The sequence below is a fragment of the Pseudoalteromonas sp. KS88 genome (assembly GCF_004766475.1).
Classification (GTDB): domain Bacteria; phylum Pseudomonadota; class Gammaproteobacteria; order Enterobacterales; family Alteromonadaceae; genus Pseudoalteromonas.
In genome coordinates, this window is record NZ_PYHV01000017.1 from 1 (window position 1) to 23,524 (window position 23,524).

At 41.0% G+C, this 23,524-nt stretch carries 15 protein-coding genes; 2 read left to right on the forward strand and 13 right to left on the reverse strand.

Annotated features, from left to right (window positions below):
• Positions 1-81 precede the first annotated feature (81 nt).
• Positions 82-438, reverse strand: a complete 357-nt coding sequence (locus C7Y70_RS10685; protein ID WP_135474920.1) for a hypothetical protein — start codon at positions 436-438, stop codon at positions 82-84.
• A gap of 450 nt (positions 439-888) precedes the next feature.
• Between C7Y70_RS10685 and C7Y70_RS10690 the strand changes: the two genes are divergently transcribed.
• Positions 889-1,797, forward strand: coding sequence for an integron integrase (locus C7Y70_RS10690; RefSeq protein WP_245321488.1), 909 nt, complete (start codon positions 889-891; stop codon positions 1,795-1,797).
• 96 nt (positions 1,798-1,893) lie between these two features.
• Here C7Y70_RS10690 and C7Y70_RS10695 read toward each other — a convergent pair whose 3' ends face one another.
• From C7Y70_RS10695 to C7Y70_RS10720, 6 genes are all read right to left on the reverse strand, one after another.
• The gene (locus tag C7Y70_RS10695; RefSeq protein ID WP_135474921.1) at positions 1,894-4,296 is read right to left on the reverse strand and encodes a glycoside hydrolase family 15 protein; all 2,403 of its coding nucleotides are present in this window, start codon (positions 4,294-4,296) and stop codon (positions 1,894-1,896) included.
• 48 nt (positions 4,297-4,344) lie between these two features.
• Positions 4,345-5,835, reverse strand: coding sequence for an MFS transporter (locus C7Y70_RS10700; protein WP_135474922.1), 1,491 nt, complete (start codon positions 5,833-5,835; stop codon positions 4,345-4,347).
• Positions 5,825-7,711 (reverse strand): alpha-amylase family protein, encoded by a 1,887-nt coding sequence (locus C7Y70_RS10705; RefSeq protein WP_135474923.1) that lies wholly within the window; start codon positions 7,709-7,711, stop codon positions 5,825-5,827. Before C7Y70_RS10705 ends, C7Y70_RS10700 begins: the two co-directional genes overlap by 11 nt.
• Positions 7,712-7,826: 115 nt before the next feature.
• Positions 7,827-9,683, reverse strand: a complete 1,857-nt coding sequence (locus C7Y70_RS10710) for a glycoside hydrolase family 13 protein (RefSeq protein WP_135474924.1) — start codon at positions 9,681-9,683, stop codon at positions 7,827-7,829.
• A gap of 1 nt (position 9,684) precedes the next feature.
• The gene (locus C7Y70_RS10715; RefSeq protein WP_135474925.1) at positions 9,685-11,184 is read right to left on the reverse strand and encodes a tryptophan halogenase family protein; all 1,500 of its coding nucleotides are present in this window, start codon (positions 11,182-11,184) and stop codon (positions 9,685-9,687) included.
• 92 nt (positions 11,185-11,276) lie between these two features.
• The gene (locus tag C7Y70_RS10720; protein ID WP_099294345.1) at positions 11,277-14,063 is read right to left on the reverse strand and encodes a TonB-dependent receptor; all 2,787 of its coding nucleotides are present in this window, start codon (positions 14,061-14,063) and stop codon (positions 11,277-11,279) included.
• 698 nt (positions 14,064-14,761) lie between these two features.
• Between C7Y70_RS10720 and C7Y70_RS10725 the strand changes: the two genes are divergently transcribed.
• Positions 14,762-16,387 (forward strand): alpha-glucosidase family protein, encoded by a 1,626-nt coding sequence (locus tag C7Y70_RS10725; RefSeq protein ID WP_135474926.1) that lies wholly within the window; start codon positions 14,762-14,764, stop codon positions 16,385-16,387.
• A 62-nt stretch (positions 16,388-16,449) separates the two neighbouring features.
• Here C7Y70_RS10725 and C7Y70_RS10730 read toward each other — a convergent pair whose 3' ends face one another.
• From C7Y70_RS10730 to C7Y70_RS10755, 6 genes are all read right to left on the reverse strand, one after another.
• Positions 16,450-17,004, reverse strand: a complete 555-nt coding sequence (locus C7Y70_RS10730; protein WP_099295791.1) for a DUF1439 domain-containing protein — start codon at positions 17,002-17,004, stop codon at positions 16,450-16,452.
• 69 nt (positions 17,005-17,073) lie between these two features.
• Entirely contained in the window at positions 17,074-19,755 is a 2,682-nt protein-coding gene (locus C7Y70_RS10735) for a DUF349 domain-containing protein (protein WP_135474927.1), read from the reverse strand.
• The gene (locus C7Y70_RS10740; RefSeq protein WP_135474928.1) at positions 19,745-20,026 is read right to left on the reverse strand and encodes a DUF1315 family protein; all 282 of its coding nucleotides are present in this window, start codon (positions 20,024-20,026) and stop codon (positions 19,745-19,747) included. Before C7Y70_RS10740 ends, C7Y70_RS10735 begins: the two co-directional genes overlap by 11 nt.
• A 1-nt stretch (position 20,027) precedes the next feature.
• Positions 20,028-20,354, reverse strand: coding sequence for a hypothetical protein (locus C7Y70_RS10745; protein WP_099295794.1), 327 nt, complete (start codon positions 20,352-20,354; stop codon positions 20,028-20,030).
• Positions 20,355-20,505: 151 nt separating this feature from the next.
• A complete protein-coding gene (locus C7Y70_RS10750) occupies positions 20,506-22,020 on the reverse strand; it encodes an alanine/glycine:cation symporter family protein (protein WP_135474929.1) in 1,515 nt (504 codons plus the stop codon).
• A 242-nt stretch (positions 22,021-22,262) separates the two neighbouring features.
• On the reverse strand, positions 22,263-23,393 hold the full coding sequence (locus C7Y70_RS10755; protein ID WP_099295796.1) for a M14-type cytosolic carboxypeptidase: 1,131 nt from the start codon (positions 23,391-23,393) through the stop codon (positions 22,263-22,265).
• Between the last annotated feature and the right edge of the window lie 131 nt (positions 23,394-23,524).

Here is a 23,524-nt window from a genome sequence, read left to right on the forward strand (position 1 = left end):
CAAAGGGGAGTCCATGTAGCCTCGTTAAGAGGCAAATAATATGTTGGCTAAAATAAGCGACGCAGGAGCAAAAGCCAACTGTTATTTGTCCTGCTTTAACGACTTGTTAGCCATACCTGACTTGATTTCAACTGATACACCTGAAAAGTAATCTTGGTTGAACCATAGTAAGTCTTCTATTGGGAAGTTAGTTAAAGTTAACTTTATATCTGACTCCCATATTACTTCCAATTTTTCTGGTTTACCGTCTAAACCAAAGAAGCCATTGAAGACCTTACCAGTTTCTACATCGACAATATTTATACCTGTTTGCCAATTAGTCGTTGCACCGCAATCCGAATAACCGAGCTTCGCAATTTTTTTACCATTTGGAGAAGGAAATTCAGCTACGTCGGTATAGGAGCAGAGTGAAGGCCCTTCGATGTCAAAAAGATCCATTCCATAACCTATAGCCTTAAACCCAAACCAAATAAAAAAACAAACAGCGCCAAGATTCCAGACTGATTTCTTAATGCTTGCTACAACGCTCATGCAGATCCTTATGTATGGCTAACAGCGTATTACCAAGAATACCGATAAACACTTTCTAGTGCTTACCCTATTCTACGTAAATACACTTTAAAATTTATAATAATATTATTAACTTACTAACTTATTAGGAAGACGGCAACAAAAATTCGTTTCTCTCATAGCGAGAATTTACTTAATCGAGAACCTACATTTTTATTAAAGGAGAACAACCGAATAAAACATCATTAAAATCAAAAGCTTAATCTTATTCAAAAGATAAACCGAGAACTCTAATCAAGTATATACCGAGAATTTGAGTTGCAAAATCCTTACTATGAATTATAACTGTATAAATAAACAGCATTAGAAGGGTTGGCTATGAGTTCACCTTATTTAGAAATGATCAGATCAGAATTGCGTACTAGACGCTATAGTATTCAAACTGAGAAGGTGTATCTCTACTGGATAAAGTACTTTATTTTGTTTAATGACAAAAAGCATCCTGATGACATGGGAAGCCATAATATAGAACGGTTTTTAAACAACTTGGCTGTTAACAAACAAGTAAGTGCTGCAACGCAAAATCAAGCGCTATGTGCGATTATGTTTTTATATCGTTACATTGTTAAACGTGAGATTAAGGGGTTGTCTTACTCATTCACAAAGCGGGAAAGAGCATTACCTACAGTGTTAACTCATGAAGAGGCATTAACTATAATTAATAAATTATCTGGTAAATACCGGTTAATAGCGTCAATATTATATGGCTGCGGGCTAAGAATAAACGAAGCGTTAAAACTACGCGTAAAAGACCTAAACCTAGATAACAACACATTATTTGTTTTTCGCGGTAAAGGTAAAAAAGACCGTTATACTTTGTTACCTAAATCATTAAATGATAATTTAAATAATCAAATTGAGTACGTTAAAAATACACACAGCCATGACTTAGCAAAGGGCTATGGTTTAACATCATTGCCCCCTGCACTCTTAAGAAAATATGGTAATGCCGCAAAAGATTTTTCGTGGCAGTATCTATTCCCCTCATCTACTCGATGCGTTCACCCTTACGACGGCTATATTTGCCGTCACCACCTTCATGAAACTTCCTTTAGAAAGCAGCTTAGAAAAGCCGTACTAGCAGTACGGCTAAATAAAAATGTTAAAGCGCATACATTCAGGCATACATTTGCAACACAATTATTGGTGAATGGTTGCGATATTCGCACAGTACAAGAGTTATTCAGATTTAAAAACAACAGAGCTTTATACCCATGTAATTGGTAGCCGATTCAGCAATACAATGAGCCCAATTGATAAAGCCTTAACGTAAAAAACCACGGCTGTTAACCGTGGCTCTTAGTATTACTTATTAAAACAAACTTACTTTAGTGCCTTTTCAACCACTGGGTAGTGATCCCATACCTGTTTGTCGCTTAAAGAACGAACCAGTTTAACGTATTCTGCATGCGTCCACGCAAGTGGTGTGGCAGAGTTAGTGCCCTCGCCGAGTTGATAGCCGGCTTTGTTATTACCCACGCCGTCCCATACTTGCTCAGGTAGCATCATGCCTTCGTTAGCAAACTGCTCTAACCCTTTCACATACGTGTTTTTAATGGCTTGTTGTTTGTCTGCGTTTAACGATTGCGTGGCATTGGCTGCAGCAATTTCGTAATGACCTCGCTCGCCTGTAAAGAACGGCCAAACACGACCACGTTGCCCTGGGGTATTTTGCCCACCTTCGGCGTAGTTTGTGCCAGTTACTTCATCTTCGCCGTAACCGTCGTTACCATAGCGGCGAAAGCCTGGGAATGAACCGCTGCCATCACTAAAGTTAAAGCTGTACTTAACTTGTAAGTTATCGGCTAACGTTTCATCGTCATATTCTGACAATGTTTTTACGATACTTGGCGCGAGTGCTTCACGCACACCGTAGCGTACTAGCTCTAAAAAGCCACCGTCTAAAATTTGCTTTTTATTAAAGCCTTCACGGCCATTATTGGCGTTAATTTTAGTGTTTGAATTGGCGTCTTTGTCTTGGCCAATACGAATAAAATACTCACCGTCTGAATTGCTTGATTCTAAATTACCGGCAGTAGTAAACATAATGTTTTCAATATCGCTGTTGTAACTTTTGGCGGTTTTAAGGTAACGCTTTGCGTTTTTGTCATCGCCAGCGAGTGTTGCAATATCAGCCGCAGTGATAAGGCCTGCAACAACCGCTGCAGTAGTTGAAGGTGAATATCCTTCTTGCTCTTCCCAGCGCTCTTGCTGAGTAGCTGGCGGCGTAATTTGCATATCGTTCCACAAAATTTTGGCGCGCCCACCGTCTACCAAAAAGTCAGCAGCAGGTTTTAACATGCGCCCGTACCAATCAGTGAGCTCTGCATCAGTTAATACATCGGCTTGGTGCAGTTTCCATGCAAGCATAATAGGCATGGCGGTTTGGTCAAGCTGTACGCCCACCCATTCAAGCTCGCCATCAACATGTGTTTTTTGTAAGAACCAGCCTGTGTCGCCATTGTTGCCTGGAGTTTTGGCGTTTACTTGTACTTTTTCAAGGTATTCAAATGCGGTTTTAGCTGTGGCACTATCGCCCATTGCCATAAAGGCCATAGCGACTTGGTAAAAGTCACGTACCCAAACCGCTTTATAACCTGTTGACCCTGTTTCAGCTGAGACCGTTTCGCCCCATGGGTTTGATAAAGACGCAATTAAGGCGCCTGCATGGGTTTTGTCTTCTTGCGCTTTTAAAACCAGTGCACTGGTATAAAGTAGCTTACCGTTATCAGCTGTTTGCGCCGTCATGGTATTAAGCGGCTTAAGGCTTTGTAAGTAATCTTGCCAGCCTAATGCCTCGCCTTTACCATTGTAGTTATCAAGTACTTGCTGATAGCCACGATTTAAACTCGCTTTACCTTCTTTAAAGCTCGATTGCTCGTTGTTACCAAAGCTTAGGGTTAAATCAAACTGGCTGTTTTTGCCAATCTCACCCAGCTCTGCAAGCAAGCTTACGTTACCTGATTGCTCACCTGTGTTTGTATATACATTAGTTAGTTGCTGTGAGTTTTTAAGCTCACTTAGGCCATCGCTTTTGCCCGTAAAACCAACACTGGTCTGTTTAAACGGTTTTGCGCCTTGCAGTGATAAATAATTATCGCCCTGCCAAGCAACGACTCCTTGCTCAGTTGTTTTTGCAAAGTCATCAAGGCCGTTGTTATCAATATATGGGTTAACACTTACATACGCTTTTACGCCATCGAGCTCGGTATTAAAAATACTACGTACAAATAACGTTTGCCCGTCTGGGTCGGTGAATATATGTTTTTCTAGGCTAAAACGACCTTGCTTATCTGTGCTAGTTACTTTGTAAGCCAGTGATAGTGGACGCCCTGCTTCATCTTTGTATAAATAATCAATGGTTACATCAAGGTCGTCGGTTTCTGTAACAGTAAAGTCTTTGCCAACCACAACAAATTGCATGTCTTTAATTTGGGCTTGGTGAATTAGACCAAACATGGTTTCTGTGATCATGCCTTTTGCTATTGAAAACCATACTTTTGAGACCGTACCGGTTGCCGCAGTGTCGCTGTAAGCACCGTTTTGGTATTGCTCAAATGAGGTACCAATACCCGTTTTGCCTGAATATGCCCAAAATGGTTCAGCACCTGGTGCGCCTGGCGCTGTAAGTTGCTGAGTTGTCACTGACGTACTTGTTTGTTCTGAACTACAGGCTGTTAAACCAAGCATAAGTAAACTTGTGGTAATGATGTTATATTTTTTCATTTTTAACCCTTAAATTTTCTTTATTTCTAAAATTGTTCGCTAAGTGGTTTACTGCGTATGTTTAACTCGCATAACAGCAAGGGCTGCTAATACAAACGACACTGCGCCTAGTACCAATGCGTAAATAGGTTGATTTGCAAAGAAATGACGTAAAATTAGGCCTAATACGCTGGCAGCGAGTAATTGTGGTATCACTATAAAGAAGTTAAAAATTCCCATATATACACCCATTTTGTGGCTCGGTACTGACGTACTTAACATGGCATAAGGCAGTGATAAAATAGACGCCCATGCAAAGCCAACGCCTACCATTGGCCAAATAAGCAATGTAGGATCTTTGATGACTATAAAACTAACTAACCCTAGCGCACCTAATACCAAGTTGATGGCATGCGCGAGTTTTAAACCCACACGCTTTACGATGATCGGGATACATAACGCAGCAATTGCGGCAAAACCATTATAAGCAGCAAACAAAATACCAACCCAATCCGCGCCATTATTGTACGCCACAGAGCTAGTGTCGCTGCTAGCGTAATGAAAGCTTGTTACCGCTGACGTGGTATAAATCCACATTGCAAACAGTGCAAACCAACTAAAGAATTGCACCCAGGCCAGTTGTTTCATCGCCTCTGGCATAGTGAATACGTCGTTTACCACTTGGTAAAAACCGCCTGATGTGGCTTGCTTGGCTTTAAGTAAACCCGCAATAAACTGAATAATACCAAAGCTCACCAAGCCACCAGCTAGGAGGTACAGCTCTTTTTCAAGATTAAGCCCCGTGACAAGGCCAAGTACTGCTAAACCAAGCACAGTAAAAACAATCCCGCCTTTGTTGAAATTAACCGTGTTGTGAGTAAGCGTTTCAGGGTCATTACTGCTGCCTTGCTCGTTGAACTTCGCTAATTGCTCAGGGGAATACTCTTTTGTTGTGAGGATGGTCCAACCAACAGCGATAAGTAAAATTACACCGCCAAAATAAAATGAATACTTTACCGAATCAGGTATTTGCCCTGCTGGTGCAGTATTGGCTATATCAAACCAATTGGTCATCATCCATGGAAGTGCTGATGCCACTACCGCACCTACCCCAATAAAAAAGCTTTGCATGGCATAGCCAGTCGCGCGTTGTTTTTTTGGTAGATTATCGCCCACTAAGGCACGAAATGGTTCCATCGTGACATTGATTGAAGCATCCATGATCCATAACATACCCGCTGCAATCCAAAGCGTTGGTGAGTTTGGCATGATAAATAAAGAAAGCGTAGTCAGTATGGCACCATACAAAAAGAACGGACGACGACGACCTAGTTTACCCCAGGTTTTATCACTCCAGTAGCCAATTATTGGCTGCACAACCAAACCTGTTAGTGGTGCTGCTACCCATAAAATAGGAATATCATCAACGTTGGCTCCGAGGGTTTGAAATATTCGGCTGACATTACCGTTTTGCAGTGCAAAACCAAATTGAATGCCTAAAAAGCCAAAGCACATATTCCATATTTGCCAAAAACTTAAATCTGGTTTGTTATCTTTCATTATGTGCTCCAGTAGTGAGAACTGCACTGCTAAGCGCATCTAACGTTAGACTAATGTGTGCTTTTTCGGGGGTGATCGTGACTAATGCGGTTTGGTTTGCTTCAAGTAAATCAAGTAATTTGAACGTGCCTTGCTTATCATCAATCAGCGTACTTAGAGGTAGCTCAATTGTGATGGCTGTTTGAGTATCTGCAAAATTGCTAACAACCCAAATTTGTTGCTGACCAATGCGTCGACTAAATGCAGCAACCTGATCACTGCCCTTTACGGTTAACGGTTGCATATCACCAGCAACAACTGCCGGGTGCTTACTCAATGCCATTACCGATTTATAATATTCACGTAATTGGCTTTGCTCAGTGGTTAATGCGCCGCCATCAAACTTACCGTTATTCATCCACGCTTGATGCGCGGGGACGCCAATATAATCAAAAATACTGGTACGCGTTGGCTTACCAAAGCCTGCATCTTCTGAGCCGTCCTCGCCCACATCTTGACCAAAATACAACAATGTAGGTGCACGACTAATCAAGTGCGATACTACCAGTGCCGGTTTGCCTTTGGCTGCACTGCCCGCAAAGTCTGGGCTGGCGATACGTTGTTCGTCATGGTTTTCTAAAAAATGCAGCATGTGTTTTTCAATATCAGCCACTTTTTGCTGTGGTGCAAAAATGCTGTTTGCCGCTTGTTTACCTTGCATAACGCCTTTTAAGGTGTCGTAAAAACCTACTTTGTCGTAAAGGTAGTCCATTTTGCCTTGCTGAATATAAGGACGATACAAAGTCGGGTTGTATACCTCTGCTAACAAAAATGCGTTTGGGTTATGCATTTTGATAGACGAGTTTAAAAAGCTCCAAAACTCTACTGGCACCATTTCGGCCATGTCATAACGAAAACCATCTACGCCTTTATCAAGCCAATACAACGTAATATCTCGAAATTTATACCAACTATTTGGCAAATCTTTATCTTGCCAAAATTCAAAATGAGCGCGTAAGTCTTTGTTCGCATAATCGCTTGGTAACGTTGGAAAATCGTAGCTGCCATCTGGCTTTACGCCGTAGTTCACTTTTACTGTTTCGTACCAGTCGTTTATATCTGGTTTAGCTGCACGTGCGCCGTTTCCCGTCCACTTAGCAGGTGTTTCATCAAATAAGTTATCTGCTAATGGATGCGGGTTACCACCGAGTACTTGGTAGCCTTCGCTGGTCGGTACTTGAAACGACTGCCCTGTTACATAGTAAAAGTTATTATCGCGAGTATATTCTACGCTGGTGTCATCTTGCTCACCAAAGTCTTTTACCCCAACAGGCTTTGCTGTTGAGTGATAATCTCGCGCAACATGGTTTGGTACTATATCAATAATTACCTTCATGCCATGTTGATGGGTGCGCTCAATCAACGCTGAAAACTCTTTAAGGCGTCGCTCAGGGTTGATTGCTAAATTAGGATTTACATCGTAATAGTCTTTAATCGCATAGGGTGAGCCTGCACGCCCTTTTACTACATCTGGGTCATCTTGACTAATACCATACTGGCTATAATCGCCCACCAATGCGTGATGCAAGACACCGGTATACCAAATGTGAGTGGTTCCAAGCTCTTTAATGCCCGATAATGCTGCATTATTGAAGTCACTAAACGTGCCTACACCATTTTGCTCTTTAGTGCCCCATGGCACATTCGCAGTCTGTGTATTACCAAATAAACGTGTAAAGACTTGGTATACAACCGGCTTGGTGTGCTCATTTACATGTTGCTTTGGCGCTGGTTCATCTGTTTTTGTGTCGGGCTGTTCAGAGCAACCCGCTAACAGCAAACTACTGGCAAGTAACCAAGAGCCATACTTAATTGTGCTTGTTGTGTGTGTTGTCATAATCTTCTTATTTAATCAGAAGGCTTAACAAGAGTTCATTAAGCCGTCATTTTATTTTACCTATGATACTAATGTGAACAGCCGCTGACTGACAGCACTTGCATACGTATTCACCCTATTCAATCACCAATACCAGAGCACTCATTGCAGGGAGTGAGATGGGCTTATTTAACCTGACTGCTTGCTTTGTAAAAAGAGTCTGCGCTTGCTTTTTACCTGCAAGTACCTCATTCATGTAGTCCAGTGACCACGATTTGGTCTGCGTATTTTTGTTTAAAAGTACGAGTACGGTTTGTTGCTCGCTTATTCTGGCATAACTATATACGCCATTTTTAGGGCTGAAATGAGTGAGTTTACCTTTGCTTAACGCGGGGCTATTTTTTCTAAAGTTTAGCAATGTGGTGATAGTTTGCTGCATTTCAATTTGATCGCTATTTAAGCCTTGGCCCGTGAACGCGTTCGCTTTTTGCCCTTCAAATCCTCCTGGAAAATCGATGCGTATATCACCATGGTCGTTACTACCCGTGTTATCGAGCAGTATTTCTGTACCGTAATACATTTGCGCAATTCCCCGAGTCGTTAACAACAAGGTCATCGCCATTTTTGTTTTGGCAAGATCTTGCCCAAGTTCTGTGTATACGCGGCTCATATCATGGTTATCCGCAAACACAAGTAAGTTATCAGGGTTGGGGTATAAAAAGTCATTCGCCAGTGACTGGTACACTTTCACCCAGCCCGTATTCCAGCTTTCTTGTTCATTAAGCGCTTGAATAACTGACTCTTGCAATGCAAAGTCCATCACACTGGGTAAACTCGATGTATACCCATCATTATTCACTTTGCCTGCTTGCCAATAAGACGCAATGGCTGGGTTGGATGTCCACTCCTCGCCTACGATATTAAAGGCAGGGTATTCGGTCATGATTGCTTTAGTCCAATCGGCTAAAAATGCCTTGTCGGAATAGGAATAGGTATCCACCCTAATCCCACTTAAGTCAGCATATTCAATCCACCAAATCGCATTTTGAATAAGGTAGGTTGCTAATAAAGGCTGGCGTTGATTTAAATCTGGCATGGTTGATACAAACCAACCATCATTAAACTGTCGCTTATCGAACTCACTTGCGTGTGGGTCTTGAATCGTTTGACGTGCGTGACTAGTGGCATTTTTACCGTCTGCAAATTCGCCATTGAAGTTAATCCAATCTGACGTTGGTTTATCTGTCATCCACACATGCTCTGAGCCAAAATGGTTCAGTACTAAGTCCATCACTAAACCGATACCATGTTGCTTCGCATTAGATGATAACTCCCTATAAAGTTCATTCGAACCCATACGTGGATCTATAGTGTAAAAATCGGTAATGGCGTAGCCATGGTATGAATAACTGGGCATATCATTTTCAAGCGGCGGGGTTAGCCATAATTGCGTAACACCCAACTTATCTAAGTAGGGTAGCGCGTTAATAATACCTTGAATGTCACCTCCGTGGCGCCCGCCACGTTCTGCTGGTTTGGCAGCTTCTTTCATACCTTTGACGGTATCGTTACTCGTATCGCCATTGGCAAAACGATCTGGGTTAATTAAGTAAATTGTATCGCCGCTATCAAACCCCTGACGTTCTGCGCTTCGCTTGTTGCGTGCTAATAGCGGGTATTTAAATTGATCGCCCGCTTGATTCTTAAAAAGTAAGTTGCCCGGCTTGGCACTTGGGCTAATATCAAGATCTATAAATAAATAATTTGCGTTATCCGTTTTGGTAATACCTTTTAACTTAACGCCCGGGTATGGCACGAGTTGCCAGTGTTGTTTTGCAACCTCATTTTCATGCAGCATAATTTGTAATGTGCTGTTTTGCATGCCAACCCACCAGTTTTCTGGCGAAATAGATAGCGCATTGGCGCTCAAAGTTGTGCCCAAGCAGGCTGCTATAAAGGTGCTTGCGATAAATTTGCGGAGAGTCTTTTTCATCTTAATTATTTTTCATCCGTAGTAAAAAGTCACTGTGGCTAGGAAGTTGCTCAACAGTGCCGTTAATTAACGTTTTTAAGCTGCTAAATAACTCGCTGAGTTGGTCATCATTTAATGCACTTGCAAGTGCAGAATAGTCGTTTGCTTCAAGCCCTTGCCCTATCATCACCTGTTGCCAAGCGATTTGTGCAAACAGCTCGTCATCTTCACGTATAATTTTGCCAGTCGCTTTAAATAAATCGATTTTCTTTTGCAGTGAATCTGGAATACTCATTTGCTTACATTGACGCCAAAAAGCACTGTCGGTCCGTTCGGTTAATTTGTAATGCAGAATAATAAAATCACGAATGCGTTCAATTTCAGTTTGGCTTTGTTGATTAAATGTCTCGACTAAGCTGTCATCAATTCCGTTATGTGGAAAAAGCTTAATTAAACGAATAGCCGCGGTTTGGATTAAATGAATACTGGTCGATTCTAACGGCTCTAAAAACCCGCTTGATAAACCCACAGACACCACATTTTTATGCCACTGTTTACGACGACGCCCTGTTTTAAATCGAATAACTCTCGGCTCAGTAATAGGCTCGCCAGGAAGATTTTCTAATAACTGTTGTTTTGCCTGTTCATCAGTAATGTGGCGGCTTGAAAACACTAAGCCATTACCAACTCGGTGCTGTAGTGGTATTTGCCACTGCCAACCAGCATCGTGCGCAATAGAACGGGTATAAGGTACAGGCTCAGCTGCGCTTTTTGTTTGTACCGCGATAGCGCTATCGCAAGGTAGCCAATGAGACCAATCCTCAAAGCCAGTATTGAGGGTTTGTTCAATCAATAAGGCGCTCAGCCCAGTGCAATCGATAAATAAATCACCGGTAACTGTTTGGCCATCTTCAAGTGCAAGCGCCGTAATAAAGCCTGTATTTTGACATTGCTCAACTTGGGCTATTTTACCTTCAATTCGGTTAACGCCCCGTGATATGGAAAGCGATTTTAAATACTCGCCATACAGTGTGGCATCAAAATGATAGGCGTAATTTAAACCGGTCAATTGTGTGTTAGGTATGTGTTGAAGATGAGTAAACTTATGCTGTTTTGCAGCTTGGTAGTTAAGGGAGAAATCCCAAAAATCAGAGGCTGTGCCTTGCTGTTTGGCTCTTAACCAAAAATGATAAAATTCACAAAACGGAAAGTCTTTGCCAATATCGCCAAAAGCATGCATGTATGAGTGCTTTTGTGAACGCCAGTTTTCAAATTCGATCCCCAATTTAATGGTTGCTTGAGTTGCTTTAATAAACTCGTTTTCTCGAATACCTAACGCGGCATTTAAATGAAGAATGGGCGGTATACTCGCCTCGCCTACGCCCACGGTGCCAATTTGATCTGATTCAACAAGGGTAATGTTAACAACTTTGCCGAGCACTTTATTAAGTAGCGCTGCGGTGATCCACCCAGCAGTGCCACCACCCGCTATTACCACTTCTTTTATTTGTTTATTTTTCATAGCCCCTGCTCCACTTGTTTTTGCTTAAGTGTAGTCGATATAAAAAAGCCCTTGTAAAACAATTCACAAGGGCTTTTCAACGCTAAAGATTATTATAACTTGTAACTAAAGCCTAACAAGAATGTACGACCGTAGTCTTGGTAATCACGTACTTGCAGTGCATTGTCACCTTGTAGTGTGGTGAACGGTTCTTCTGTGATATTTTGTACTTGGAATGTCACATTTAAGCCTTCTAGGCTTTCGACACCAGCTTCACCAAAGTCATAGCCAATTTGTGCATCCCAAATTGTTTCGCCTTCAATATCAACCTGAGTAGCGGCAAGACCTAAACCATTCACGTTACCTTTAAAGTCACTACGTTTACGCATGCTGGTACGTGCTTGGAAGCCGTTACGCTCAAAGTACACTGTCAGGCTATCAATTTGGTCAGATAAACCAACAAGTTCGTATGGTTGACCGTTTTGATTTTCAACATCTTGTTCAATACCAGTGTGACTAGCAATTAAACCAAAGCCATCTAGTGACGAGTGAAACATGTTAAATGGTAACGCCAGTGAAAGCTCGTAACCCCACAGGTCACCGCCGCCGCCATTGACTTTACCAGAACCTGAACCTGTAGAGCTTGCTGGTATTTCGCCGGTTGCTGGGTTTGCAACACCTGACATGTCAACTTCGTAATTACCGTCAAATATCCATTGTGTGATGTCTTTATAGAAAACTGCAGCAGAGAAATAACCTTCGGCATTAAAGTAGTTTTCATAACTTACATCGAAACCTGTGGCTTCTTTTGGTTCAAGCTTAGGGTTACCGCCTGAAATATTCCAGAAATTACCGTTATCATCTGGCTGTTGCGAGTAAGATGCATTAATCGACGAATTCATGTCATTTAATAGCGCACGAGAAATAGTTTTTGCTGCACCAAAACGCACCGTTTGCTCTTCATCAATTGCGAAAGATAAGTTAAGGCTCGGTAGAATATGGCTGTAATCATGGCTAACATCTGTAGGTGATACTACCACTAAACCGTCTACCGTGTTTGCTGCTGAGCCTTGTGAAGACTGTTCAGTCTTAACATAGCGCACACCAATGTTACCTGTTACAGGGATTGAACCAAGTTCAGCATTGATATCAGCTTGCGCGAAGAATGCTGTTACCTTTTCTTGCACTGTCCACGATTGCGTTTTGTGTTTTTGGTCTGTTAGGCTCTCTTGCAATAGGTCATAGTAACCGTCATTCACAAGCCCTCTTGTGTCATAAGCAATCATGTCGCCCATGCCGATAAAATCAAGACTGGCTGAACCTAAACGGTATTGCTCAGGCACTGACATCATGCCAGGGTTTGACAATGAAAAGTCTTTTAATGTTAAGAAATAACCTTCAGACAGTTTTGACTTTTCACGATCACGGTATGACATACCAAATTTAATGGTGCTTACATATGCGTTATCAAGCATTTTACTGGCAGCAAGCTTAAGCGTTGTCAGCTCATCATTGATTTTTGGCGCGTTAATAAAGCCATCTTGTGCTGTATTCTGGTATGGCGTGTCAGTTAAACCATACTTGTCATTAAGTGCGGCACTTGCACCCCATGATAATGGTCCACCTAATTGCATTAAGCTATAGTCACTGTAATCTAACTCATGTGAAAACTGTGCACCTGTGTTTCCGCCGTCAAACGCATAACCAATATTGTCAGCTACACCATTAGCATCACCGCGACCTGTGCCTGAATAACTTTCAATACTCCATAACTGACGCTCTACTTCTGAGCGGCTTATATCAAACTCAGTGCTCCAGTCATCGTTTAGGTCATATTTAACATTAAAACCAAATTGCGTTAAATCTGCTTTTCTTTCTTGGTGATCGTTACGAACAACAACTCGTTGTCCTTGCGTTAATGCACTTGTGATAAAACCTGTTTCTGCGTCAACGGTTGTTGAAGCTGGGTCAATTGAACCTTGGCCCCATGCGAATGGAACTTCAATACCACGTAGGATTTGTTCATCTGAGAAATCAATGTATAACGCGTCAAACGTCATGTTTAAGCGATCTGTTGGTGCAGCTTCAAGTACTAACATGGCTGAATCACGTTCAAGCGTTGAAGAACGTACATACGGTTTTGCACCACCGAGGATAGAATATGATTGACCATCATCGCCAGTAAAATCAGGGTAGCCCCATGAGTTCCAACGCTTCTCTTGGTTTGGTGAACTCATTTTGTTATAAGCAAATGCAACACCGAACGTATCATCTGCAAACTGGTCAATGTATGAAACTGTGCCACGATAACCTTGATCATCGCCGTCTGGGTTTAGCTTATCAAAGCCTGTTTGCTCTAATTGGCCATTAAACATGATGACTCGCTCACCTTTGCTTAAAGGTTTTACGGTTTGCATGTCGATTACACCAGCAATACCTTCTGCCTCAATGCTCGCGCTTGGTGTTTTATATACGGTTACACCGCTCATTATTTCTGATGGGTAAAGGTCAAACTCAACGCCACGGTTATCACCAATCGACACTTGCTCACGACCATTAAAGGTTGTTGCACTTTCGTTTTCGCTGAAACCACGCACACTAACACGGCTAGCACGACCATCAAGGCGCTGCGCCGTTAAACCCGGTAAGCGAGCAATTGATTCTGCAATCGACGAATCTGGTAATTTACCGATATCTTCAGCAGAGATAGATTCAACCACTTCTGATGAAAAACGCTTTGTATTGATTGATTCAACAACACTGCCACGAAAACCTTTAATTTCGATGACTTCGACATCATTATTTGCTGTTGATTGCTCTTCTTGTGCGTATGAAGCGAAACTGCTAATACCTGCTGTTGCAAGTGCAATTGTTAATATACTTGGTTTGAACATAGACATGATGTTTTCCCGTTACCCATATTTTGTATTACCAACGTTATTCACTGCTTGTGATAGAAGCGAGCGACTCATTGGCTGATTTTGTTGTCAGGATGAATATTAACGCTCGCCTTATTTTATTAACAACTTTATGCATACGTATTCAGGTTAGTGCAAAACCACTTCTTTTAACAAAAACTTCACAAAAATTTAGTCAACACATTGTTTTTATGGGAATAAAAAATAAATATAATGGTGCAGCCTAAATAAAAACTAATTTCCTTGTTCTGAATCCCTTGTGCCTGCTAGATGAACACCTAAGGCATTCATTTCCAACAAAGTCGCTTATTAGTCGACTTACGCAGCCCGAACATTTTAACTACAGCCAATTGGTAAGACCATTTCTTATTGCACCAACAACTAGCAAACCCTTTTAAAATCGCACCAAGTTGGAAACGCCCTATTGTTAATAGTTTTATTTAACAAATTGGTAAGTTTTCACAAAACATTAATATGTCTCTTTTAATTATGAAATTTAAGTGCGCTTACTTGCACACTTTGAATCTATTTACCATGCATACGTATGCAGTCTTTTTACACTCTTGTGACCTTCACGTATGCTTTTTAAAAATAACGTGGCGAAGTAGTAGCCACATATAAGATTGACGTAATCACTACAACAAATGTGGTGAAGCAGCATTGTCACGATGGAGAAAAGCATGGCTCAGCAGCAATGGTATAAAGGCGCAGTTATTTATCAAGTCTACCCGCGCAGTTTTCAAGATACCAATGGCGATGGAATTGGTGATTTAAAAGGGATCATCTCTCGAATTGACTACATTAAAAGTTTAGGTGTTGATGCTATTTGGATCTCACCATTCTTTAAATCCCCAATGAAAGATTTTGGCTATGATATAAGTGATTATCGTGACATTGACCCTTTGTTTGGTGATTTAAATGACTTTGATGAGTTAATTGCTCAAGCCCACCAGCGTGATATCAAAATCATTATTGACCAAGTATTAAGCCACACGTCAGATCAACATCAATGGTTTTTAGACAGCCGTGAAGATAAAAACAATGACAAATCTGATTGGTACGTATGGGCCGATTCAAAGCCAGACGGTACTCAACCAAATAATTGGTTAAGCATTTTTGGTGGACCTGCTTGGCAGTGGGAGCCTCGTCGCGGGCAATACTATTTACATAACTTTTTAACAGAGCAACCTGACTTAAATTTCCATAATCCAGATGTACGCAAAGCAGTACTGGAAAACGTTGAGTTTTGGCTTAAAAAAGGTGTTGATGGTTTTCGTTTAGATGCCATTAACTTTTGCTATCACGATGCGCAGCTTCGTGATAACCCAGCTAAACCACCTGAAAAACGCCAAGGTCGTGGTTTTAGTGAGGATAATCCGTACGCATTTCAATATCATGACTACAACAACACCCAGCCTGAAAATATTAGCTTTATGCAGGATATTCGTGCCTTACTTAACAAATACCCTGGTACTGTGTCGTTAGGTGAAATATCTTCTGAAGACTCACTCGCCACTATGGCTCAATACACAGCTGGCGGCGATAAGCTGCACATGGGTTACAGTTTTGAACTACTGACTAATGACTACAGCAGCGAGTACATTCGCACAACAGTTAAAACACTTGAAGAACGCATGACTGAAGGCTGGCCATGCTGGGCGTTCAGTAATCATGATGTTGAGCGTGTAGCAAGTCGCTGGAGCAGCGACAACAGCATCAACCCCTCACAATGTAAAATGTTGAGCGCCCTACTTGCATCGTTGCGTGGTAGTGTCTGCATGTACCAAGGTGAAGAGTTAGGCCTTGGCGAAGCCAATGTTGCGTTTGAAGACTTACAAGACCCATACGGCATTACCTTTTGGCCAAACTTTAAAGGCCGTGATGGCTGTCGTACACCGATGCCTTGGCATAACGACAATTGTGAGCAAGCTGGTTTTTCAACGACAAAACCTTGGTTACCTGTCGATGCAAACCATAAACGCCAAGCGGTTAATGAGCAAGATACAAATGCAGATTCTATTTTGAACGCATTTCGTGAGTTTATGGCGTGGCGTAAAACGCAGGTTGTGTTGCTAGAAGGTGATATTGAGTTTATTGATACACCTGAACCAGTGCTAGCGTTCTATCGTCGATTGGAAGGTAAAACAATGCTGTGCGTATTTAACTTAGCAGCCAGCACTGAAACATTAACGCTGAGCAACACGATAATAAACTCACATGAACAGCTTAGCCATCATAATGCAACTGTAACCGACAAGCGCTTAACCCTGCCCGGTTTTGGCTGTTTTTATGCTGACGTAAACTAGCTTCTAAACATTCCCCTGACAAAAAGCCCTGATTTTATCAGGGCTTTTTATTTGCTCATAGATTAAATACTGGGTACCAGTTTTATCGCACCTTGCGCTACTTTCATATCTAACGGTAGCTTACTTAACAAAGCGACTTTTGGGTCATTCATATTAAGCGTATAAACAGGGTTGACCGCTAAAAAGCCATTAATAATTTTCATCGCTTCATCATCTAGCACACCTAAGTTACCTTTAAAGCCACCTGCATCAATTGTGGAGTTTAAAAGTTTTACACGTTGCAAAAATACCGCTTTCTTCTCACTGTCATAATAAGGAGCTCCTTCAATTTGTAACTTCAGGCGCACAGGGTATTTTAGTGCAAATGCATTAATAACAGCGCTTGAGTCCGCACCAAGAACAATTACATCACGGTTGTTTGGACCAACGTCAACGCTAATATCATTGACATCAAATTGCACAGGTAAACCTACGAGTTTTATTTGATCACTTAGTTTGGGTAGTTGCTGCTTTAATACCGTTTCGATTTCTGTGTCAGTAAATGAGTAAACCGATACGCCCTGTGTGGTATTACACGCTGATAAAAATAAACAACCTATTAATAAAATCAATTTCATGTGTTTTTCCTATTCAAAAATAAAGCCGCTAGATTGCGGCTTTATTTAATTTCATATAACGCAAAGGTACTATGCGTTAAAAATCGTTTTTAATCGCACTAGTGTGTCAGCATCAACTGAACCCTCACTGAGCGCAAGCAGCTGTTTAAGGTAAAACTGCAAATCAGCTTGCTCACCACGATGTTTATCATCAAGCATAGCAACTTGCTCAGCCATACGTTCACTGCCTGCAGGGCTATCTACGTTCGCAAGAATTTCCATACGTATTAATAACTGTGCAACTGAAAGGTGGCTCGTTGTATTAGCTTTCCATTGTGCAGGGATAGCCTCTTGATTTTCCAGTGCGCTAAAGAGTGCATTAAAGTCAGCTTTAGCTGCTTGTTGTGTCAACTCTGCTAACTTTGTATCAATCGCAGCTTGTAAAGCATTGATCCGGTTTGAAAGCGACTTAACTTGCGTTAAAGCTGATACCTTTGTGCGCAAATCAAGTAATTGTGCTTTTTGGTTAACCGCAGGAAGCGCATCTTCTAATTCTGATAATTGCTGTTCGATAATAGCATTATCCGTCGCCTGCTGTTCTTTGTGCTGAGCAAACTCTTCACTGCGCTTAGCAAATGTTAAGTCATTAAACTGACGAAACTTTTGCCATAATGCGTTTTCGGCTTTTACGCCAGCAAAACCAATTTTTTGCCACTGCTGTTGCAGCTCTTTGAGTTGCTGGCAAGCATCAGCCAAATTATCTGACTGTGATAATTGTTCAGCGTGTTCAACAAGGCTGTTTTTAGCTGCGCTATTCGCTTTATGAAATGAATTAAGTGTATGTAAAACAGTTTGCTGGTGTGGCTTATAAAGCGTTTGTAACTCACGATACACTTTAGGTTCTACGTTACCGGCATTTCGCCATGCTTTGTTTATACGATTATATTGGCTTTCGTATTCTTTCCAATCAAAGGCTTCAAGAGCAGTATCTGTTTGTGCCAAGGCCTGCATTTGAGAAATAACGGTCTCTCTCGATTGTTTGATCTGCTCTCGTTGCTGTTCCAATTGCGCAAAGTATTCACGACAAGGTGCAAAGAGAAGCTCAATTTTTTCATCGAACTCTTTACCCTGCTGTTGCTCTTGCTCTGTGTCTAAACGCCCTAACTCATTCCAACGACGGCGTAACGTTTTCACTTGTGCAACTCGCGCTTTTGCATCTGTACAAGGCTGCTCTAATAACGTTGTAACTTCATTTATGAGCTCTTCACGCTTAGGTGCAGACGCATATTTTTGCCAGTCTCGTGCATTTTCAAGTTGCGTCTCTAATTCAACTTTCAGTTTATCAAGTTGCTGTGCAAAAGCGGGGGTTAATGAATCATAAAGCTCAACAAAGCCTTTAAACACACCAAATGCCACATTAAAACGACCTTGTTCAATTAAGCGTTTTACATCGCGACCCTTACGACTCGCTTGCTGTTGGTTTTTTGTTAGTTGCTTAGTGAGTGGCTCAACAGCATTAGACCATAATTGCTTTTGCGCTTTTAATTGCGCCTTAAACGGAGCCTGTAACGCTACTGGCAGCTGTTTTAATGGTGCATTCGCTGCTTTATAAGCTAAATCGAACTCTTGACTAACATCATCAAATGTACTTTTATCAACATCTGTCGTTACTTCAGTGAGTTCATTAAATGCCTGCTTAAACTGCGTAATGGCAGCACTTAATTGTGGTAACTGAGCAACCTGTTTTGCAAGTTGAGATAACTTAGTAAAGACTTGGGCTTTTTGCGCACTGTCTACCAGTTCGCTTGTATTCATTGCTTCTTGTGCTTGCGTTACTTTTGCATCTAACCAATCTTGTTGAATTTGCTCTGGCGTTTCTAAGCCCAATTGCAATGCATTTTCAATCTCTTCACTCAATGCTTCAAGGTTAGCAATTGCTAATACGTCACGCTGCTTTTGCGCAAGCTCTGCTTGTTGTTGGTCAAATTTCGCTTTTAACTGAGACACATGCGTGTTCAGTTTAGTGGTTATTGCGTTATATTTTTCTTCTAGGTTTGTGACTTGTTCAGTGCTTAACCATTTAAGCTCTTGCGTTTGCCATTGCGCAATAAGTGCTTGGCTTTGTTCGTTAACAAGCTCATAGTCCTGCTTTTCGCGCAATGCATTGAGTTTCGCTAAAATAACACGCGTTTCATTTTGCACTTGAATGGGCATTTCAATAGCACGTTGCTCGTCATCTAAATACGTTTGCAAACTACTCTTGGCCTCACCTTGTGCATGTTTGACTAACGTTTTTGCTAATTGTTGATTAATAACAAGCTCAACTAACTGCTGCTGTAATTCAACAGAGCCTTCTTTAAAAGCCTTTTCTGTTAGCTTAGGGTTCGCTAATCGCTTTAGTAGCTTAACTCTAACTTGTAATTCTTTTTCAGCGAAGGCCAGCTTTTCGAGCGTTTTAACTGGTGCAAAACGTTCGATGTATTCATTTTTGATATCGTTGTTAAGCGCCTGCTCGTTATTTAATACTGCATTCGAAATATGCTGCTCAGCTAGGTCTTTTAGATTTTGATCTTGTTTATAGGCTTTCCACCACAACACTAAATCATTTACTTTGTTGAGCGCCTTTTTTCTAATTTCAACTGAATTGTCATCAAGTGCAAGCTTGTTCAGAATAGTTGCATCTCGTTCTACATCTAATCTTTCAATCGCTTCTAAACGAACGTGTTGTTTTGGGTGTTTCCACTTTGGGGTAAAAAGATGTTTAAAGATCATGTTCACTGAACCTTGCTATTTCATTATCTGAGTTAAATTCTTTCTGTAACTGCGCTTTGCTCTTTTGTACCATTTCGCCATTAGACCCAATGGTAAATTGCTCGTTTGATTGGGCTACTTTAGCTTGATAAAGCATGACAATTTGCACTGTTTGCTCTTTTTGCTCGTCACTGAGTGCAGTGCCATCAGGCCACTTGCCTGTTGCAGCACCATACTGTAAACGTTCAAATAATTCTGGGGTAATATTATTTACAAGGTTGTCGATGTTCATATCAATTTTTCTTTTTAAGTACTACTAAAATTACGCGATTAACTAAATACCAAATACACCCGATGCCAATGGCTGCAGAACATAAATACCATCTTGCTGTTTCAGGTTCTGGCTGTAAAAAATACAAACAAAAAAAGCCACCTAAGAATATGAATAGTGCAAAAAAGGAGTGATTCATAAACATTTGTTGTTTATTGATGCGCTTTTCACGCAATAGTTGCTGGCGTTGCTCATCATTAAGCTCTGCCACGTTATTCTCACAATGAGGGCATTGTTTATGTTTATCTGATATCGATTTATTACAACTAGGACAACTGACAATCGCCATATAACTCTCCATACTTCACATAAAAAAAGGCGCCTGTAGGCGCCTTGTATTGTACTTGTTTTATGCCGCTATGTCTGTTTTGAATTGCAATCAATTGCTAAGACATTGCCAAAGGTGATGAATACATCAGAATCACCAATGTAATCCTTAATTATTCCGGCTGTTTTACTTTTTCTTTTGCTTTATCAGCTAAACGTTTTTCCCAAAAAGTGGCATTTTTTATACCCAATTTGACCGGATCAAACGTAATCTCGCCGCCCGCTTTCTTTTGCTCTTCATAGTCACGTAAACAGTTTAGAGCAGGTTTCGCAACGAAGAAAATAGCTAATATACCAACAATATTGATCCACGCCATTAAGCCCACGCCAATATCACCAATACTCCAAATATAGCCAGAATTATTAACCATGCCGTATGCGACCATAAACATAATCACTAATTTAACGATTAATAATGGGATACTGCCTTTAAAGTAGCGGTTTAAATAAGCTACGTTGGTTTCTGCTATGTAGTAGTAAGCAAGTATCGTAGTAAACGCGAAGAAGAATAAAGCCACACCTACAAACGCCTCACCAAAACCACCAAATACGCTAAATAATGCCATTTGAGTGAATGCAGCTGAGCCTACTTCAGTTGTAGCATCAACATTTTGTACAATAAATTGACCCGCTGGCAGTTCACCAACAACGTTGTATTGCTGTGTTATTAAAATCATTAGTGCCGTTGCTGTACAAACAAAAATTGTATCAACATACACTGAAAATGCTTGTACTAAACCTTGTTGTGCAGGGTGATCAACCTCAGCAGCAGCAGCGGCATGAGGGCCTGTACCTTGACCCGCTTCATTAGAATAAATACCGCGCTTTACACCCCAACCTATCGCGGCACCAAAACCAGCTTGTGCGGTGAATGCATCAGAAATAATTAACGAGAAGATACCCGGTACTTTATCTACATTTAAAAATACCACGATAAGTGCTAGTACAATGTAACCTAACGCCATAAATGGCACGACTATTTGGGTAAAGTTTGCAATGCGCTTAATACCACCAAAAATGATAAACGCTAACACGATTAAAATAATCGCCAGTGCCACTAATTTAAATGTACCAACTTCACCAAAACTCGTTGATACCATTTCTCCGTTACCAAAAACTTGAGTGAACGCATTACCAACGGCATTAGCTTGAACGCCGGGTAAAAATACACCACAGGCAATGATTGCAGAAACAGCAAATAAAATACCTAGCCATTTTTGCTCTAAGCAACGATCAAAATAATACGCTGGACCACCACGATATTGGCCGTCTTCTTCTGTTTTATAAATTTGCCCTAAAGTTGACTCTGCGTATGCCGTGCTCGCACCTAAAAAAGCAACAATCCACATCCAAAAAATGGCACCTGGGCCACCAAAGCCTATTGCAGCAGCAACACCTGCAATGTTACCTACGCCCACACGCCCTGATAATGATACGGCAAGTGCTTGGAATGACGAGATACCTGTTGTTGAACGGTTAGAAGTGAGTAGCAGTTTACACATTTCTTTGAAATGTCTAACTTGAGCAAAACGAGTTAGAATAGAATAAAATAGACCTGCGCCTAGACATAAGTAAATGAGTGCACTACTCCACACAACATCATTAACAGCGCTTACAAAAGCTTCCATAGATATCCTCTACAATTATATTTTTTATTTTTAGTTACGATACTTTGCTTTAGTAACTCAGAATATGTGACAACCCTTGCCAATTAAATCGATAAATAGCACTTTAATAAGGGTAACGCACTCATGTTAACTTAAACCTATCAAGTTTGTTAACACTTAATTTCCAAAAATCAATTTGAAATAACAACTGGGGATGTTTTGTGGGGATAATAGGCGCTCAAAGGCGCCCATATGATATGAAATTATCTTAGCTTATCAACAACATTAACAATGGCCGCTAATGTATCTTGTCCGAATTGATAAGAGCGACGGTCTGACCAGCCATAGTCTGGATCAGGTAAATCATCGTTATCTTTAAATGGCATTTCTACAGTATAAGCAAGTGCTTTAAACTCTTCAGCTACCGCTGATGAGCCTACAGTTAAGTTTGCCTCACCTGGCGCATCTTTTGGATAGCCATGCTCATCTTGGAACTCAGGAGTCACAACAAGCAAAGCTGCTTTAAAGCTATCTTCTAGGTCTTTCATGCGAGCATCGTAGCTTGGAATGCCTTCACTGCCTGCAACAAAGTTATATGGAATGGCTTCATCACCATGAATATCTAAGTGCATATCAAGGCCTGTTTCACGCATTTTGTTAAGCACTAAATACACTTCAGGGCTATTTTCCATACTCGGTGTTTGCCACTCACGGTTTAAGTTTACACCTTTAGCATTAGTACGTAAGTGACCACGCGCACTGCCATCTGGGTTCATGTTTGGTACGATATAGAATACTGCTTTAGATAGAAGAGCTGCTGCATGCGGGTCTTCATCATCCAGTAACTTATGTAATACACCCTCAACATACCATTCGGCCATTGTTTCACCTGGGTGCTGACGTGCTGTGATCCAGATTATTTTCTTATTCTCATCACTCTCACCACCCACACGCAACACACTCATATCTCGGCCATCGAGTGTTTCACCAAGTGTTTCTAGCTGACATGCTTCTTGGCTTTGCGCCCATGTAATTAAGTCTAAATGGCGCTCGTAGCTATACGGGGCAAAATAAGCAAAGTAAATTGTGCCGCACTCAGGTTCAATTTCAAAACTTAGCGTACCGTCACTGTAATTTGAAGGAACACGAAACCATGTTTGACGATCATACGATGCAACAGCGTGATAACCTACCCAGCCATCAGGATAAGCGGAGTTTTCAAGATTGTTGATGTGTAATTTATGGTTTTGAAACGGCATTGTCTCTAAACGAAAATGAAACCATTGAAAAAAATCCGATTGATGATCTTTATTGATCTCTAATTGAATATTTAATGGGTCTGTGGCTGCAATAACATTGATATTACCACTGTCAAAATTACTGGTGATCTTCATGTAAAATAAACCTCTAGGTGAATAATAAAGTCTAACCAATCAATATTAGTCAGAAATTATGTAACACTCTTTTGATGGAGCGTTTTGTTAGTAAAATGTAGTGAACTAGAAACAGCCTACCACACACCTTG

Excerpts from the sequence above, each read along its gene's own strand:
- C7Y70_RS10700 (WP_135474922.1), bottom strand. The coding sequence starts at position 5,835 with ATGAAAGATAACAAACCAGATTTAAGTTTTTGGCAAATATGGAATATG.
- C7Y70_RS10750 (WP_135474929.1), bottom strand. The coding sequence starts at position 22,020 with ATGGAAGCTTTTGTAAGCGCTGTTAATGATGTTGTGTGGAGTAGTGCA.
- C7Y70_RS10740 (WP_135474928.1), bottom strand. The coding sequence starts at position 20,026 with ATGAACATCGACAACCTTGTAAATAATATTACCCCAGAATTATTTGAA.
- C7Y70_RS10735 (WP_135474927.1), bottom strand. The coding sequence starts at position 19,755 with ATGATCTTTAAACATCTTTTTACCCCAAAGTGGAAACACCCAAAACAA.
- C7Y70_RS10690 (WP_245321488.1), top strand. The coding sequence starts at position 889 with ATGAGTTCACCTTATTTAGAAATGATCAGATCAGAATTGCGTACTAGA.
- C7Y70_RS10695 (WP_135474921.1), bottom strand. The coding sequence starts at position 4,296 with ATGAAAAAATATAACATCATTACCACAAGTTTACTTATGCTTGGTTTA.
- C7Y70_RS10745 (WP_099295794.1), bottom strand. The coding sequence starts at position 20,354 with ATGGCGATTGTCAGTTGTCCTAGTTGTAATAAATCGATATCAGATAAA.
- C7Y70_RS10715 (WP_135474925.1), bottom strand. The coding sequence starts at position 11,184 with ATGAAAAATAAACAAATAAAAGAAGTGGTAATAGCGGGTGGTGGCACT.
- C7Y70_RS10710 (WP_135474924.1), bottom strand. The coding sequence starts at position 9,683 with ATGAAAAAGACTCTCCGCAAATTTATCGCAAGCACCTTTATAGCAGCC.
- C7Y70_RS10705 (WP_135474923.1), bottom strand. The coding sequence starts at position 7,711 with ATGACAACACACACAACAAGCACAATTAAGTATGGCTCTTGGTTACTT.
- C7Y70_RS10755 (WP_099295796.1), bottom strand. The coding sequence starts at position 23,393 with ATGAAGATCACCAGTAATTTTGACAGTGGTAATATCAATGTTATTGCA.
- C7Y70_RS10730 (WP_099295791.1), bottom strand. The coding sequence starts at position 17,004 with ATGAAATTGATTTTATTAATAGGTTGTTTATTTTTATCAGCGTGTAAT.
- C7Y70_RS10725 (WP_135474926.1), top strand. The coding sequence starts at position 14,762 with ATGGCTCAGCAGCAATGGTATAAAGGCGCAGTTATTTATCAAGTCTAC.
- C7Y70_RS10720 (WP_099294345.1), bottom strand. The coding sequence starts at position 14,063 with ATGTCTATGTTCAAACCAAGTATATTAACAATTGCACTTGCAACAGCA.
- C7Y70_RS10685 (WP_135474920.1), bottom strand. The coding sequence starts at position 438 with ATGGATCTTTTTGACATCGAAGGGCCTTCACTCTGCTCCTATACCGAC.